Annotated in this window: 13 protein-coding genes; 5 read left to right on the forward strand and 8 right to left on the reverse strand. The window is 33.2% G+C overall.

Annotation, left to right across the window (positions count from 1 at the left end; all coding sequences use genetic code 11):
- Positions 1-7: 7 nt before the first annotated feature.
- Both F0000_RS05420 and F0000_RS05425 read right to left on the reverse strand, forming a co-directional pair.
- Positions 8-958, reverse strand: coding sequence for an MlaD family protein (locus tag F0000_RS05420; protein ID WP_149623696.1), 951 nt, complete (start codon positions 956-958; stop codon positions 8-10).
- An 86-nt stretch (positions 959-1,044) separates the two neighbouring features.
- Positions 1,045-2,178 carry an N-acetylmuramoyl-L-alanine amidase gene (locus tag F0000_RS05425; protein WP_149623697.1) on the reverse strand — a complete coding sequence of 378 codons (1,134 nt, stop codon included), beginning with the start codon at positions 2,176-2,178 and terminating at the stop codon, positions 1,045-1,047.
- 200 nt (positions 2,179-2,378) lie between these two features.
- On the opposite strand from F0000_RS05425, the gene F0000_RS05430 reads away from it, so the two are divergent.
- The 4 genes from F0000_RS05430 to F0000_RS05445 all read left to right on the forward strand — a co-directional run bounded on the left by F0000_RS05430 (position 2,379) and on the right by F0000_RS05445 (position 7,761).
- Positions 2,379-5,168, forward strand: a complete 2,790-nt coding sequence (locus F0000_RS05430; protein ID WP_149623698.1) for a putative LPS assembly protein LptD — start codon at positions 2,379-2,381, stop codon at positions 5,166-5,168.
- Between the two features lie 94 nt (positions 5,169-5,262).
- Complete coding sequence (locus F0000_RS05435; protein ID WP_149623699.1) at positions 5,263-5,643, forward strand: RidA family protein; 381 nt, start codon at positions 5,263-5,265, stop codon at positions 5,641-5,643.
- Positions 5,644-6,001: 358 nt separating this feature from the next.
- The gene (locus F0000_RS05440) at positions 6,002-6,583 is read left to right on the forward strand and encodes a GrpB family protein (RefSeq protein WP_149623700.1); all 582 of its coding nucleotides are present in this window, start codon (positions 6,002-6,004) and stop codon (positions 6,581-6,583) included.
- The gene (locus F0000_RS05445) at positions 6,580-7,761 is read left to right on the forward strand and encodes a class I SAM-dependent methyltransferase (protein ID WP_149623701.1); all 1,182 of its coding nucleotides are present in this window, start codon (positions 6,580-6,582) and stop codon (positions 7,759-7,761) included. The genes F0000_RS05440 and F0000_RS05445 overlap by 4 nt, the downstream gene beginning before the upstream one ends.
- 591 nt (positions 7,762-8,352) lie before the next feature.
- On the opposite strand, the gene F0000_RS05450 is transcribed toward F0000_RS05445, so the two are convergent.
- From F0000_RS05450 to F0000_RS05465, 4 genes are all read right to left on the reverse strand, one after another.
- A complete protein-coding gene (locus F0000_RS05450) occupies positions 8,353-9,024 on the reverse strand; it encodes a response regulator (RefSeq protein WP_149623702.1) in 672 nt (223 codons plus the stop codon).
- Positions 9,025-9,029: 5 nt separating this feature from the next.
- The gene (locus F0000_RS05455; RefSeq protein WP_149623703.1) at positions 9,030-9,830 is read right to left on the reverse strand and encodes a sensor histidine kinase; all 801 of its coding nucleotides are present in this window, start codon (positions 9,828-9,830) and stop codon (positions 9,030-9,032) included.
- A 618-nt stretch (positions 9,831-10,448) separates the two neighbouring features.
- Positions 10,449-10,874: a hypothetical protein gene (locus F0000_RS05460; RefSeq protein ID WP_149623704.1), complete on the reverse strand. Its 426-nt coding sequence runs from the start codon at positions 10,872-10,874 to the stop codon at positions 10,449-10,451.
- Positions 10,875-11,053: 179 nt separating this feature from the next.
- On the reverse strand, positions 11,054-11,650 hold the full coding sequence (locus F0000_RS05465; protein ID WP_149623705.1) for a hypothetical protein: 597 nt from the start codon (positions 11,648-11,650) through the stop codon (positions 11,054-11,056).
- Between the two features lie 823 nt (positions 11,651-12,473).
- On the opposite strand from F0000_RS05465, the gene F0000_RS05470 reads away from it, so the two are divergent.
- Complete coding sequence (locus F0000_RS05470) at positions 12,474-13,673, forward strand: DegT/DnrJ/EryC1/StrS aminotransferase family protein (RefSeq protein ID WP_149623706.1); 1,200 nt, start codon at positions 12,474-12,476, stop codon at positions 13,671-13,673.
- A gap of 194 nt (positions 13,674-13,867) precedes the next feature.
- On the opposite strand, the gene ribB is transcribed toward F0000_RS05470, so the two are convergent.
- Positions 13,868-15,019, reverse strand: a complete 1,152-nt coding sequence (ribB, locus tag F0000_RS05475; protein WP_149623707.1) for a 3,4-dihydroxy-2-butanone-4-phosphate synthase — start codon at positions 15,017-15,019, stop codon at positions 13,868-13,870.
- Between the two features lie 69 nt (positions 15,020-15,088).
- Positions 15,089-16,975 carry an LptF/LptG family permease gene (locus F0000_RS05480; RefSeq protein WP_149623708.1) on the reverse strand — a complete coding sequence of 629 codons (1,887 nt, stop codon included), beginning with the start codon at positions 16,973-16,975 and terminating at the stop codon, positions 15,089-15,091.
- Positions 16,976-16,977: the final 2 nt, after the last annotated feature.

Raw genomic sequence — 16,977 nt, forward strand, 5'->3', positions numbered from 1 at the left:
TCTGATATTAGTTTATTGAATCCGTTGGTTGTTCATACGGTTTATTTTTTTTACCAAAAAGAGAGATATTCACATATCGTGTCGGGTTTAATCGTAAATCCTGAAGTAATAGTTCTAATTGTTTACTTGTTTCCTGTAGGTTATCATAAAGTTTTTCATCTTTTAATAGTTTTCCGGCAGTACCTTTTCCAGTTTCTAGGTCTTTAGATATTTTATCAAAATTTACGAGTACCTTATCAAGATCATTCGCTAATTTACCTACGTTTATTTTTGATAAAGAGTCAGAGAATTTAGACAGGTTACCAGACATTTGGTCAAGATTTCCTAAGGTTCTATTTAATGAGTTTTGATTACCAGAAAGCACATTGTCCAACGTTACAGATGCCCTTTTAAAACTTTTTACTGTAGTGCTTAAATCTTTAAAAATAGAGTTTAAGTTATTTTGATTATCCACAGAAAGTATACCGTTTACGGAGGTTAAGAGTGTATCTGCATCAGAAATAGCAGATTCTAATTTTTCTTGTAACGGAGTGAGTTTCTCGTTGACCAATTCAAGAAGTCCTGCTTCTACTTTTCCTGGTAATGTGTCTTGATCTTTTGCCTCAAGGCCTTGTTGATATGTAGGTTCGATAGCTAGAGACTTACCTCCTATTAAACCACCGCCATATACTTTTGCCAAGCTATTTTTAGAAAAAGAAAATTTATTATTTATAGTAAATTCTACAACTAAGTTTCCTTTTGTATCTGCAAAATTTATAGAAATAACTTTACCAACTACCAAACCATTTATAGTAACGGGAGATGAGGGAATCAAACCTTCTACATTATCATAGACAGCATAAAAAGTTCTATCATTATCCAGAAGATTCTTACCTTTTAAGAAACTGTATCCAAAAATCAAGAGTGCAATTGCACATAATGCCAGAATACCTGTTTTAACTTCGCGAGTAAATTTCAAAATAGCATATATTTAGAAAACAAATTTAGAATAAAAAATATATTTCTACTGATTATTAGCAAAGGAATTCTTACTATTTATTAAGATTAATTTGATGAAGTATTGACTTTCAAGGCTTCAGTAAGTGGAATTAGCTCATTATTCCGAAATGCTACTATAAAACAAGAGTCATATCCTTTCTGAACTGCTACTTCTCTTAATTGTTTTATATGTGTATAGCTGGAAGTACTCCCAAAATAGTATTTGTACAACTCACCAAACCGAACTTTAGAAAGCTTATCTAGTCCTCTAAAATTCTTGGCTACAAGCACTACATCATTTGATCCTGCTTCTATCTGAACCTTAAAAGTAATCCCCTCATAAACCTCTCCGGTAGCAGATGCTGCTATCGAATCTGTATCAGAAATTTTGGGCGTTTCTTTTTCGGGCATATAATATTCTGCATCCAAGCTTTCTTTATATCCAATAATTGAACTTATAATAGATTTGGCCATCTCATTCTGACCTTTTTTAGAATTCAGATACTTCCCTTCTTTATTATTAGTTAGAAAACCTAATTCTATAAGTACACTTGGCATATAGGTCTGATGTAATACTACAAAACCTGCTTGTTTTACGCCTCTACTTTTTCTTTTTAATTTTCTTGTAAAGTTATTTTGTACAAAACTTGCCAAAACAAGGCTTTGATCAAGGTATTCTTCCTGCATCAATGTTAGACCTATAATTGATTCTGGAGAATTGGGGTCAAACCCTTCATAATTCGCTTCATAGTTTTCTTCTAGTAAGATAACTGAATTTTCGTTCTTGGCTACATTAAAGTTTTCGTCATTAGCATGCAATCCCAGTACAAATGTCTCTGTGCCATACGCCTGAGAGCGGTGAGAATTACAATGTACAGACACAAATAGATCTGCTTTGGCTTTATTAGCAATCTTTCCTCTTTCGTGTAATTCTATAAATTCATCAGTACTGCGAGTGTAGACTACTTTGAACCTCTGATCTTTTTCGAGCGCTGCTCCTACTGCCAATACCACTTTTAATGCAATATCTTTCTCTTTATATCCATTACCTCGATTTCCCGGATCATGACCTCCATGTCCGGCATCCAAAACGACCACAAATTTTTCTCCATATGGTTCTACAATAGCAGGTTTAGAAAATGCTGATATAATTACGATCAGAATGATCATTAGCCCACTAATTAAAATTTTCTTACTCATAAATTTCTATAAATTATCCCTTAGCTTGAAACATTTACTATTAGTTTCAGTTTTTAATATACTAATTCGAAAATATCAAGGTTATCACACTTGAAATTACGATATAATTTTTATTTAAAATAACATTAGAGTACTGTAGTTTAATATAAATTTTTATTTTTTTATTAATTACAATCTCTACATAAAAAATAAATGTAATTTTGGCACTTCAAAAACTAAGCCATAGTTTTACAAAAATAGGATTTAAACCATTGCAAACAACGGTACGTAACATACTTTATTCACTAAGTTTTTCACTATTTTGTATTAGTTATACAACAGCACAAGAATTTGAAAAAACTACGAACAAACCTATCGAGGTAAAAAAAGATTCCACTTTTATTCAAAAAAATGAGGTTGATGATAAGTCAGTACTACGTTTAGATGAAAAAATACAGGATACTATAAAAAAGGATACGGCGGTAGAACCACCACAGTTACTTACCGATAAAGTGAAGTATAAGTCAACAGACTATATGCGACTGAGTCGTAAAGAGAATAAAATGTATCTCTATAATGAGGCTGAAATTATTTATGGAGAGATGCAAATTAATGCAGGGCTTATTATTGTAGATAATTTAAAAAACGAAGTCTACGCATATGGCATAAAAGATTCTCTTGGAGAATATAGCCAAACCCCTGTTTTCAAACAAGCGCAGAATGTTGTAGAGCCGGATTCTATCCGATTTAATTTTGATACAGAAAAAGCACTTATTTATAACTCCAGAACCCAACAGGGAGAAATGAATGTCAAGGGAGAAGTGTCTAAAAGAGTGAATGATTCTGTTATTTATATGAGTAATGTGAAATTTACAACCTCAGAAGATGTTGATAATGCTGATTACTATTTTTATGCAAGGCGAATCAAATTGGTTCCTAGAAAGAAGATTGTCACTGGATTAGTCAATATGTTTATTGCAGATGTACCTACACCTCTGGGATTACCTTTTGGGTATTTCCCCTTGGAAGAAGATCGTACCTCTGGTTTTATTATCCCCAGTTATGGAGAAGAAAACAATAGAGGGTATTTCCTCCAGAATGGAGGATATTATTTTGCGCTTAGTGACTATGCTGATTTGACGGTAACCGGAGATTATTATACTAATGGGAGTTATACCTTACGAACAGAATCAGCATATTCTTTGCGATACAGGTATAGAGGGAATCTTAATTTTAGATTTGAAAATAACCTGAATAGTGAAAGGGGTTTTCCTGATTTTTCTCAGCGAACAAGTTATAACATCCAATGGACGCATACTCAAGATCCTAAAGCTAATCCCAATTCGAGATTCTCTGCTTCTGTGAATTTTGGGAGTAGTGATTTCTTTCAGCTATCTACGAATCAAAGGAATTCTGCAAATTTTATAAATAATCAAATCAATTCTTCTATTTCGTATGCAAGAACTTTTACGGGTGACCCTCAGGTAAATGTCAATGTAGCAGCAACTCATAATTCTAATACAAATACGGGTATTGTGAATTTATCATTGCCTAATGTAACCACAAGTGTATCGAGGATATTCCCTTTTGCTCCAAAAGTGGGTGTAAAAAAAGGAATCATTCAGAACATTAACACACAATATAATTTTAGAGGAGAAAATAGAGTTGTCACCACAGATGAAGAGCTTTTTACGCCAGAAATGTTTAGAAATGCCAGAATAGGAATGCAGCATTCTATCCCCTTGAGTACTAATTTTAAGATTTTAAAATATCTAAGTGCTACTATGGGGACAAATTTTCAGGAAAACTGGGTTTTTGAAACTATTGAACAAAGTTTTGATGAAGATGCTAATGAAGGTGCCGGAGAAGTGGTAAGAGATACAATTACGGGTTTTGCAGCATACAGAACCTATAATTTCTCAGCCAGTTTGGGAACTACACTTTATGGAACCTTTAATTTTAAAAAAGATAAAAAAATACAAGCAATCCGGCATACTATGCGTCCTTCTGTTAGCTACAACGTCAATCCTGCTTTTAATCAATTTTATGATACCTACAGAAGAGAAGTAGAGGATGATCCTGCTACAACTGATATTATAGAAGAGTTTGAAGATGTTGAATTCTCTAGATTTGAAGGAACTTTTTTTGGCGCACCTAGCAATACTTTTTCGAGTAATATTGGTTTTTCTCTAAGTAATAATGTAGAGGCAAAAGTAGCAAGCAAAGATTCTACTGCGACTGAACCTAAGAAAATTAAATTAATTAACAATTTAAATTTTAGAACAGCCTACAATATTGCTGGAGACTCCTTACAATTAAGTCCGTTATCTATTAATGGGAATATACCGATAGTCCAAAACAAACTGGATATTAACTTTAGTGCAATTCTAGATCCGTATGCGCTGGATAATAATAATCGCAAAATAGATGTCTGGAATATTGATAATGGTGGAAGCCTTTTTAGATTAACCAGAGCAAGTGCCAATTTTGGATATTCATTCTCTAGTAAAGATTTTGAGAAAGGTAAGACGGATGAAGACCCTCTAAGTAATGAAACCTTCAGAAATGGTGGTAGACCTGATAATCTATTTGGAGAAGGAACAGATTTTAGAGAAGAACAATCTTTTGTAGATGATAAGGATGCCGATGAAAAAAAAGATATCAAAAATTACAACTATAAAATCCCCTGGTCATTGCGTCTTTCGTATACAGTTAATTATAGTAACAATGCAAGGCAAAATGAAATATCATCACACTCTATTATGTTTTCTGGCGATATAGAATTAGCACCCAAATGGACTGTTGGTGCTTCTTCGGGATATGATTTAAGAAATCCCGGGTTTACGTTTACCAATCTTAGATTTCAGAGAGATTTAGATAGTTGGCGACTGAGTTTTAATTGGATTCCTTTTAGTGAACGAACCTCCTGGAATTTCTTTGTTGGGATTAAATCTTCTGTTCTTAGTGATATCAAATATGATAAAAGACGTGAGCCAGATAGACAATTATAGATGTTGGAGCCTGATGACAGATAAAAATTATGTTTCTTTATATTGAAAATAACACATATTATTTCCTAAAAAATAAATTAACTCTTTTAATCACATGAAAAAAATAATAACAACCTCAAAAGCTCCTGCCCCTATTGGTCCTTATAACCAGGCAATTTTAACTGGAAATACCCTATACACCTCAGGTCAGATAGCGATAAATCCATCAACGGGCGAATTAGTATTAGATGATATCAAAACTGAATCCGAACAGGTGATGCAAAACCTAAAAGCTATACTTGACGAAGTAGATATGACTTTTGAAAATGTTATTAAAACTACTATTTTTCTGAGTGATATGAATAATTTCTCTTTGGTTAATGAAGTATATGGCAGTTACTTTAATGAAGACACAGCACCCGCCAGAGAAACCGTTGCGGTTGCTGCATTACCAAAATTTGTAAATGTTGAAATTTCTGTTATTGCTGTAAAATAACTAAAATTGTCAATAAATTTTCTCTATACAAGTTATAAAGTATTAGGCTTCACTTCTACTGATATAACTCTTACGTTTTTAAAGCTTTGTTGTTATATGAGCTAGATCTACGGAATTAAGACTAAAGAAATCAAAAAAGAAGTGTGGATCGGTATTTATGTTATACTGCCTAATTTTGAGCCAACCAGTTTATAGATTATCTTGAAACTTCCTCGTGAAGCTTTCAAAATAAAGGAAATTATGACAATACTCTATTTTTTTAGGCCTGAATTCTCTAATCAACGTTTTATTATAAAACCCCATACTTTATTTGTTCGGATTAGAGTAGGCATTTTTCCTTGTTTTAATTAAAAATAATATGAAAAAGACACTCTATGACCTGACAAAAGATGATTGGAATACTCTATTCCCGATACATCTTGTTGCTCATGATCGATCCTGGAAAAATCTATATAAAGATGAAAAATCACTTATTTTAGAAAAATTAGGTACAGACAACATTATACAAATTGAACATTTTGGGAGTACTTCAATTCCTAATATCAAAGCAAAGCCTTATATTGATATCCTGATCGAAATTCCCGAAGTCTTGCTTTTTGATACTCAACTTATCAAAAAGTTTGAAGAAATAGGCTATACGTATTTCCTGGTGCCTAAAAGAGACCATTTTGATGCTTATATGAGTTTTGGTAAAGGATATAATTTACAGGGCATAAGCGAGCAAATTTATCATATCCATATGTGCCCTAAGAACAATTTGATGTGGGAGCAAATAGCTTTTAGAGATTACCTGATTAACAATCCCAAAAGAGCAAAAGCTTATGAACAATTAAAAATGGGATTAGCCACTAAGCACAAAAATGACAGAGGTGGATATGTCCTCTCAAAAACCGATTTTGTTCACGAAACTTTAGCTATCATAAAAGCAAATGCTCATTGAATCCAAAAATTCTACATACAACGATACAGGAGTATATCTTTAATACATCAGAAAGCAACATTGATCTGACCCGGTTTATTCTTGCGGGAAGTGCTTTTGATCATATAACAATACAAGAATTAGCACAACAAATTAATGGACGGATCAAGGCAAAAAACAAATTACCAATCTGGTATGCTACTAAATATATATATTATCCGCCAAATCTAAATCTAGAGCAAACTTCTTCGGCAATAACAGCTTTCTATAAAAGCACATTGGTTTCTGGAGAAGTGCTTGTGGATCTTACAGGTGGTTTTGGAGTAGATGATTATTATTTTTCAAAAAAAATTACTACCGTAATTCATTGCGAAGTAAATTTCGAATTGAGTACTATCGCATCTCATAATTTTGAAGCATTAGCGGCAAAAAACATACAGACGTATACGGGAGATGGCTTAGAAATTCTGCAAGATTTTGATACTATAGACTGGATATATATTGACCCTTCCAGACGGAATGATAACAAAGGGAAAGTGTTTTTTCTAGAAGATTGTATCCCTGATGTACCTGCCAATAAAGAGCTATTGTTCAGAAAAAGTAGTCATATCTTACTTAAAACCTCTCCTCTACTCGATATTCATGCCGGAATACATTCGTTAGTAAATGTAAAAGAAATTCATATAGTAGCAGTAGATAATGAGGTAAAAGAATTGCTATGGGTTTTAGAGAAAGGGGTTAAGAATGATATTGTAATACACACAATAAACTTTACAAAAAATACCTCTGTGCAATTTTCCTTCATACTACCTGAAGAAAGTAAGATCTTACCAAAATATTCTTTGCCCAAAAAGTATTTGTATGAACCCAATGCTTCTATCTTGAAGAGTGGTGGATTTTCTAGTATTGCAAAAACATATGAGGTAGAGAAACTACACCCACATTCGCATATTTATACATCTGATCGTATTATTGATTTTCCAGGAAGACGTTTTATGATACAACAAATATTGCCTTATAAAAAGCAACTACTTAAAAAAGAAAATATTACAAAAGCCAATATCACCACACGTAACTTCCCTGAGTCTGTTGCAGAAATCAGAAAAAAGTATAAAATCAAAGACGGAGGTGATATGTATCTCTTTTTTACAACAAATTGTAATCAGGAAAAAGTAGTTTTAGTTTGTAAGAAGCTATGATCCTTAGAGTATGTTTAAAAAGAATACAAATTGAAAATCAATAGTTTGAGGTTCAGAGAACACTTCGAATGATGGGAATATCGAGATATTTTAATTATTTGAAGTAAGCTCACGGCTCTTAAAACATTTGTTTTCAAGAAGTAAGGTTTTTAAACAAGTACTTATACGATTTGTGATTAAAAAATTCGTATAAATTCATTGAATTATTTTTTCTTTATGCAAGGCAAAAAAATCAAGCATAGCTATAGCTACGGTTTATTTTTTAAACGAAGTAGAAAGGAAAAAGAAACGATGAATATGCGAAATTTTTAGTTATAAATCGTATTAGTTCAATTCATTCCAAGCAAGTCTGTTTGAGTGAAGTTACGTCATATCGTGATTTCTCGCAGCGTAGCGCAAAGAAATTGTATCTAGATCTAGATCTAGATCTAGATCAAAAGCATAGCATTACTTGCATCTCTATACACGCTCGTACCTCACGCACTCGATGAGATGGAAGTTTTTGTTAGTATATCGAGTGATGGGATGAGAAAATTAAATCCCAGCCTGAGCCGGGATACCGATTTATATATATGATAAAGAATTTTAATACTAAAACTCCGCACTTTTAACAAAAATCTGATTTTCGATTGCATGTATAACAAGTCCTGCGATATTCTTAGAACCCGTTTTTAGTAACAAATTATTACGATGTCCTTCTACGGTCCTGGGACTTATAAATAACTGCTCTCCTATCTCTATTGTAGTTTTTTGTTCACATATTAATTTTAATACTTCTCGTTCTCGTTTGGTCAGGTATTCTTCATCATTTTTAACAGGTTTATTCATTTTTAAAGAAGCTTCTTCCAGGATCTCCATTACACTCTCATCATAATAGAACCCTTTTACAGCCACCTGATTTATGGTATTTACTACCTGCATAGGAGTAGCATTTTTTGCCAGATAGGCTACAGACCCCTGTCGCATCATATTCGTAATAAATGGTTTGCTATAATAACTGGTGAGTGCAATAATCTTAATATCAGGATATTTTTTTTTGATAATCTTTGTCGTCTCTACCCCATTAAGATTCGGCATTTTAAGATCCATTAAAATTACCTCTGGTAATTCTCTACATTGATTTAACTGCTTGATCAGGTCATTCCCATTTTCTGCCTGGATACAGATTTCTATATTCTTTTCTTTATCGAGTATAAATGTAATCCCTTGTCTAAACAGCGTTTCATCATCAGCAATCGCTAATCGTATAATATCTTTTTTCATGTGGTTTAGGTTTTAGTAATATTAATAGTAAATGTGGTTCCCTTACCTAACTCACTACTATAAGAAAGCGCCCCATTGAGTATATCTACTCTACTTTCTATGTTTTTGAGTCCTATACCTTTCTTTTTGTCTATGGATCGTATATCAAAGCCTCTGCCATTGTCTGTAAATAAAATTTGTAATTTCTTATCATACTCCTGTATATTAAGCGTTATTTGTTCTGCCGCTCCGTGTCTCACAGCGTTGTTTAGTAATTCCTGTATAATTCTGAATATATGCAACTCATTAGCTTTTGACAATGAATCTTCATAATTGATATCATAAGATACAAATACTTTTTTACTACTCATAAATTCATCGCATAATTCTTCTACTGTTGCCTGTAACCCAAAATTTTCTAATATGGGTGGTAACAGGTTGTGCGCTAATCTCCTGGAGCTTTCTAAGGTATGCGTTGTGACAGATAATATATGTTGTAAGGTTTGTGCCTGCTCTTCTTTATCAAGTGTACCATCAATCAACACATGAGTGCTTAGACTTACCACATTCAATTTGGCACTGATCGCATCATGTAAATCCTGAGCAATCCTTTTGCGTTCTTCTTCCTGAGTTTCTATCGTACTATAAAGCAGCTCTTTTTGGTATGAAATAGCAAGGTTTGCTTTTTCTAATTCTGTAGCAATTATTTTCTTTCTGGAAAAGAAAAAAAAGACGACCAATGCCACCGCCATCAGTAGCAGAATCATAATTGCTATTAAAATAATTACGATGATTTGGGAATCTTCCTGTAATAATTCTTTCTCCATTCAATAAAGATTAGGATTTGGAAAACTATGTATAATGATGCGTTAACAATCCAAACAATTTTATTAATTAAAGGATCCAATTCTATCATCAGGTTACCTGAAGCGAATAACAACATACTACAAAGTAAATACATAAATACACCAATATTTATATATATAAACTTAACTTTTGCATTTAAGTTTTGATAGAAAAAAATAATTGAATATATTATTAATGGTAAAGAAGTAACAACCACTTCTGTTAAATTAAAAATTTGAAATAAAGTGGTATCCATAGCATATTGTAAAACCAAGAAATAAATTATTAATATTAAAGTGGTATTAATTAATAATTTATTTTTTTTATTTTCAAAAACATATTTATAAAACAAGCTCAATAATATGAATTGTGATAAAAAATAGTAATGCGATAGAAACAAATTGTTAACCTTTTGACTATTATAATAAGTAGTTAATAATGTTATAATCAACATTATTAGTAAATAAACACAAAAAAAACTATAAGCTTCTTTTTTAAAAGAGAAGCTTATAGAATAAATAATTGTATTTATTAATAATATAAATGTTCCAATATATGATAATATTTCTAATATTGACATTATTGTATAATAATAAAATCTAATTCAATGGACTATTATCATCACATGATGTTGGGCACGGTAAAGTAAAATCAAAAATCCCACTACCTTCAATATCCACTATTTTTTCTCCGGTATCATCAATTTTTCCATTGATGATATCTCTATAGACACCTCCGCTATCCTTTTGTGTCCCTACGATCAGTAATCGTTCTTCTGGTATTTTACTTGGGGGTTCTGCACCGATCGCCATATAGGCTCTGATATCCAGGCTCTGCTGCGTAGCCGTATTCTGAGCTGCCTGTGCAGTAGCATCATCCAGAATTCCCATTTCATTCAGGACTTCTATAAGGTCTACGGCGGGGATCAAAAAAGCTTTGCAATTCTCTGGACATTGTGTTCTCCACGCGGCTGTCCAATCTTCTGCGGTTGTTAAGTCTACCTGATTTTGTGTGTCTGTATTCATTGTATATAAAGGTTTTGATTAGTATTCTTGAATTTGAAATATTATAATTCACATAATGGAGGACAAGGTGCTGTAAAATCTAACACCGGACCTTCCCCGTCATTTTTTGTGGCTGCCTGTAGCTTATTATTTGTCATCGGGGTAAATACAGTAGTTAGTTTGTTTTCGGCATTCAAACCCTAGGACAGGTTGATAAATTCTGATCCCAGATCAATCATATACTGTATCACCTGTGGTTCTATACTAAAATGACGGATACGCATCCCATCATAAGAGGTAATCTCATTAATATTGTGTGTTGATTTTTGTTTCCAGGAGTTTAGATAGGTCGCAGCTTTATCAAATTGCAATATGTGTTTTGCTACTACCGGCTTTGCGACAGAGGCTTTATCAAAAACAGTATTTTTTAAGGTTTCTAATTGCTTCCCGATCATTACATTTATATCTTGTGTAACCAGTTCTTCTGCTAGTACAGCACCAGCAGCATCGACACTTACGACTTTTACATGGAGCTGATTATCCAGAATGCCCGGTACAAATCGTACTTGATAAACCTCTTTATGATTGAGTATCTTTTTTAATTGCTGATTCGCAATCGGATAATTCATTTCTTCTCCTGTAAAAATAGCAGATAGGTCTGCTTCCAGCCAGTTCCTGGCAAAGATATCTTCTGTAGACTGTTGTCCAGTTTGCGTAGTGGTTTCATCTTGCTGACAAGACACTACTAACAAAATCCCGACAATAAGAAGAATTCGGGTACTGTTTTTAAATTTCATACGTTTTAAGATTTGATTTGTACTCCCTAAATTTAGAATAAATACTCCAAAAATTGTTAAATTCCGCTGAATTTTTATAAAATTTCCGCTATTATTTGATGATAAATGCACCATAATAACTCGTATAATAACTGATTCTCTGATTCTTATAGCACATGAAATCCACTCACATGTACTCGATAATCGAGATTTAAATGCTTCGCGGCTTGCCTCATGGTAGTTTACTTGATTTTGTGACGCGAGGTGTTGACATTATTTCTGTTTTCAAAAAATACCCGTCAAGATGAGTTCTTCTTATATATTTTAAAACAAAAAATTTCCATCTGTTATTTAAGTGTTTTGAAAACAAAACTTGTTTTAATACGATTTATAACTAAAAATTTCGCATATTCATCGTTTCTTTTTCCTTTCTACTTCGTTTAAAAAATAAACCGTAGCTATAGCTATGCTTGATTTTTTTGCCTTGCATAAAGAAAAAATAATTCAATGAATTTATACGAATTTTTTAATCACAAATCGTATAAGTACTTGTTTAAAAAGAATATAAATTGAAAATCAATAGTTTGAGGTTCTGAGTACACTTCAAATGATGAGAATATCGAGATATTTTAATTATTTGAAGCAAGCTCACGGTTCTTAAAATATTTGTTTTCAGGAAGTAAGGTTTTTAAACAAGCTCTAAGAAATGGAAATATATAAAACAGCTGATAATCATAAAATATCAGTGCTATTTATTCGCCAAAAAACATAAAACTTATACTATTAAATCAGAACTCTTTTCGGTATTTTTGCCGAAACGAGTTTTACATTTAATATCACAACTATGCCAGGATTTGAGCTATTTGGAGCCGAAGAAAAAAAAGAAGTTCAGGATGTATTAGACAATGGAGTCTTAATGCGTTATGGGTTTGATGGTAACCGCAATGGCCATCATAAAGCATTAGAACTAGAAAAAGACCTGGCTACCAGAATGCAAACCGATTATGCGCAGGTGGTGTCCAGTGGTACTGCTGCACTGACTGTTGCATTAGCCTGTGCCGGTGTAGGTTCCGGAGATGAAGTAATTATGCCTACCTTCACTTTTGTGGCTAGTTTTGAAGCCATATTATCCGTAGGTGCCACTCCAATACTATGTGATGTAGATGACACACTCACGCTGGCTCCGGGTGCTGTAGAAGCACTGATTACGGATAAGACAAAGGTAGTAATGCCTGTACATATGTGTGGGTCGATGGCAGATCTCAAAGCGATGAAAGCTATTTGCAAAAAACACAACCTGATTCTCTTAGAAGATGCTTGTCAGGCTATTGGTGGTACTTATGAAGGCAAACCTCTGGGCAGTTATGGCGATATGGGTTGTTTTTCCTTTGATTATGTAAAAACAGTAACGGCCGGTGAAGGTGGTGGATTAATTACTAATTCTAAACTATATGCTGATCGCGCACATCAATATCAAGATCACGGTCACGATCATATCGGTACTGATCGTGGTGCAGAAACACACCCATTTTTGGGATATAATTATAGGTTGTCAGAACTACACGCTGCGGTAGGGATTGCGCAACTCAGAAAATTAGATCACACACTGGCATTGCAGAAAAAAAATTATACCTTATTACGAGACGCGCTAACCATCATCCCCGAAGTTACTTTCAGGCGTGTGCCTGATGGTGGAGAAGAAAGTTATGCTTTTCTTACTTTTTTCTTACCTGATAAAGAATCCGCGATGGAGGCTCATAAAGCTTTGGGACTACACGGAGTTGATGCATGTTTTTATTGGTATTATAATAATTGGCATTATTATAAAAAGTGGGAACATTTATTAAACCCTACATCGCTACATAAACTCTCTGAAGAACAGATGCAGGGACTGCAAAAAAACAACAGTTCTTATGCATCCAGTGATGCCTGGATAAGTCGAACTGTTTCTTGTCTTATAAAAGTGGGATGGTCTGATGCAGAGGTACAAGAAAGGGCTTCAAAAATGGTAAAGGCCTTACAGAGTGTTTTTATAATAAACTAAGGATTATTATTATCTAGTCTCGGAAATACAGCAGTATCAAATGATAAAAATTATCTATTTCTGACCAGACAGTAATTAAGTAGTATTATATTCTAATTTTTGTTTTAATTATTAGTTTGGATTGACAAATCTGAGTAGTTTTGAAAACAGAATTAACATAACAAGTTGGTAATCAATGTCTATAGGAAAACAACTTAATATGTTACATATTCTACAATTTCTAACCCATACCCTATCATACCTACTCGTTTCTGCTGTACCGTATTAGAAATCAAGCGAAGTTTATGAATATTAATATCATGTAGAATCTGTGCTCCTATCCCAAAATCTTTGGTATCCATTGCTATTTTTGGAGCTTTGATAATCTCTTCTCCATTCTGTATTTTCTTTAAATCTTTTAAGCGGTTTAGTAAATTAAAAGATTGATTTTCTTGATTTATAAATAGTATAGCTCCTTTGCCTTCTGTATTAATTCTTTGAAACATGGCATCCAAACTTTTGTCTGCATTATTGGTCAATGTTCCTAATATATCATTATTAAAAAGCGTAGAATTAATTCGGGTTAAAACGGGTTCATTATCAAACCAGCTACCTTTTGTTAATGCAATATGCGTTTGATTATTAGTCGTTTGATTATAGGCTCTTATCCTAAAAGATCCAAAACGGGTGACCAGATCAAAATCTTCTTTCTTCTCTATTAGAGAATCGTGTTGCATACGATATGCCACCAGATCTTCTATAGACACCAATTTGAGGTCAAACTTATTAGCTACTTCTATCAATTGTGGCAGACGTGCCATGGTGCCATCTTCATTCATTATTTCTACAATAACTCCTGCAGGTTTTAATCCTGCCAAGCGTGCAAAATCAATAGCTGCTTCGGTATGACCTGTACGTCTCAAAACCCCGCCTTGTTTGGCTTTTAAAGGAAAAATATGTCCAGGTCTTGCCAAATCATGCTCCTTAGTATCCGGATCAATTAATGCCATCACTGTTTTAGCACGATCATTGGCAGAAATTCCCGTTGTTACCCCATTTCCTTTTAGATCTACAGAAATTGTAAATGCAGTTTCCATAGGATCTGTATTGTTATCAACCATCATGTTTAGTCTTAAGTCTTTACAACGTTGTTCTGTGATGGGTGTACAAATTAATCCACGTCCGTGCGTAGCCATAAAATTGATCATCTCTGGAGTTACTTTTTCTGCTGCTGCCAGGAAATCACCTTCATTCTCCCTATCTTCATCATCTACCACAATAATTACCTTACCCTGACGGATATCTTCTATTGCTTCCTGGATAGTGTTTAATTTCAACTTGTTTTTGGTTTCTGTAACCTGAGACATAACAATACAATTCTGGGTTTAATAAACAAAGGTAAATTATATAATCTTTAAATAGAACAGTATTATTAATTATCTGATGCTATTGAGATCTTTATATATTCTTTTTTTGTAAGAGAAATATAGTATAAAATAAAAAGGCAATCCTATAATAAAAAACAAAATCCCTGATGGTTTCTTTCTTTTCTGTATCAACTGATAAAAACCCTGGAAGTTATGATACGATTTTAAAAAGAAGATAACATAAGATAAAAGCCCTAATACATTAAACAGTGGTAACAGAACTTTATCTCCTAATGTGTCTTTTGATATTATCATAATCACTACATTCACAATCACCAAGATGATGAATAAGGTAATTACTAGTCCTGAGTTTTCTTTGAAATCTGCTACATATTTCTTTGCCCTATCTCGTGATTTTTCATCCAGAGCGATCACGTTGAAGCCTGATGTTTCTTTTTCACTTTTTGACTTTTCGGATCGTTTTTCAATAAAATCGCGTATAGGTTGCACAAAAATATCCATACTGAAGAATCCTCGATCTGTCGTAGCTCTATATGTTAAAAAGATGCTTAACGGAAAAACAATAAATGTCGATAGCCAGGAACCTACAAATGGAGGAACTCCGCCTTCTTCTGCACCGTTTTTTGCAAAGATTCCGATAAAGTGATAGGTAAGAAATAAAACAACGCCTATAACGATAGGCAATCCTAAACCACCTTTACGAATAATTGCTCCAAGAGGTGCTCCTACAAAGAATAATAACACACAAGCTACGCCTAGCGCATATTTATCGTGCAAGGACATTTCAAATTTATTGAGAGCTCTTTTTCTAGCCTCCCGCATTTTTTGAGAGCTTTGTAATTTTCTGAGTACCCCATCTATATTAGAAAAGGCTAAATTATAGATTTGTACTTTCTGCTTTAGCGTAAATCTATCATTTATAAGATCTAAGGTATCCTGCACTTTAGACTTTTTGAGTGTATCCGTTTTTTTAAGAATATTCTTACTGAGTTCTTTGAACTTTCCTGTAGTATCGATTTTGAGATTTCTATTAAGTTCCTTAAACCCTCCTCTCCTATTAATTTCGTCTGCAATTGCCTGAGTATTATCATTCACCTGGATAGACAAGGTATCTATTTCATTAACCAATGCATTCACGTTCAACATATTATATCCTTTGCTATAACGCTGATTATCCATATCTACATTATCTAGTTCTGATAAATCTATGTTCAGTACATATTGCTTAAATGCTGTTTTGGTAAAAGGAAGTTTCTTCCTTTTCTGAGAAGATTTTTGCTGTATTTCTTCATAATGATTCCCATCATTCAGCACTAATGTTATCAGATCTGAATCAATATTTCCTTTTAACTCTCCATCAACCGCTTTTATTACCGTAAAATTACCAGGTCTTGCTGCCTTTTTGTGAATAATAATATCTTTTAGAAACTGATCATTATCGCCATATTTTTCTGATACCTTAATATTAATATCCCCCAAATCATTAAATTGATTAGGTGTTATAACCATCGCTGGTTTTACCTGAACAATATTTTTTCTGAGATTGACAAACCTCCTTTCTGATGCCGGAATAACTGTATTAGAAAATAAAAATGCGCCAATACCTACAAAAAAGATAAATACGGAGAGTGTTCTCATTGCTCTTTGCAACGAAATCCCCGAAGATTTCATAGCCGCAAATTCATAATTTTCTGCAAAATTACCAAAAATCATGGTAGACGTTAACAAGATTGTAAGTGGTAATACCATCGGTATTAATCGAGGAGTTGCATACATTAAAAATTTCATTATTACAGAAAAATCCAAGTCTTTACCTGCCAACTCTGATATAAATAACCAGATAGTTTGCAGTAAAAGAATGAACATTATTATAACAAAGAGCGGAAAAAATGTCTTTAAAAAAGTGGTTAGTATATATCGGTCAAGTATTTTCACTT

It is taken from the genome of Aquimarina sp. RZ0, from assembly GCF_008370685.1.
Lineage (GTDB): Bacteria > Bacteroidota > Bacteroidia > Flavobacteriales > Flavobacteriaceae > Aquimarina.

Coding starts and splice junctions, on each gene's coding strand:
- F0000_RS05425 (WP_149623697.1), bottom strand. CDS start 2,178: ATGAGTAAGAAAATTTTAATTAGTGGGCTAATGATCATTCTGATCGTA.
- F0000_RS05435 (WP_149623699.1), top strand. CDS start 5,263: ATGAAAAAAATAATAACAACCTCAAAAGCTCCTGCCCCTATTGGTCCT.
- F0000_RS05440 (WP_149623700.1), top strand. CDS start 6,002: ATGAAAAAGACACTCTATGACCTGACAAAAGATGATTGGAATACTCTA.
- F0000_RS05450 (WP_149623702.1), bottom strand. CDS start 9,024: ATGAAAAAAGATATTATACGATTAGCGATTGCTGATGATGAAACGCTG.
- F0000_RS05455 (WP_149623703.1), bottom strand. CDS start 9,830: ATGGAGAAAGAATTATTACAGGAAGATTCCCAAATCATCGTAATTATT.
- F0000_RS05460 (WP_149623704.1), bottom strand. CDS start 10,874: ATGAATACAGACACACAAAATCAGGTAGACTTAACAACCGCAGAAGAT.
- F0000_RS05465 (WP_149623705.1), bottom strand. CDS start 11,650: ATGAAATTTAAAAACAGTACCCGAATTCTTCTTATTGTCGGGATTTTG.
- F0000_RS05470 (WP_149623706.1), top strand. CDS start 12,474: ATGCCAGGATTTGAGCTATTTGGAGCCGAAGAAAAAAAAGAAGTTCAG.
- ribB (WP_149623707.1), bottom strand. CDS start 15,019: ATGTCTCAGGTTACAGAAACCAAAAACAAGTTGAAATTAAACACTATC.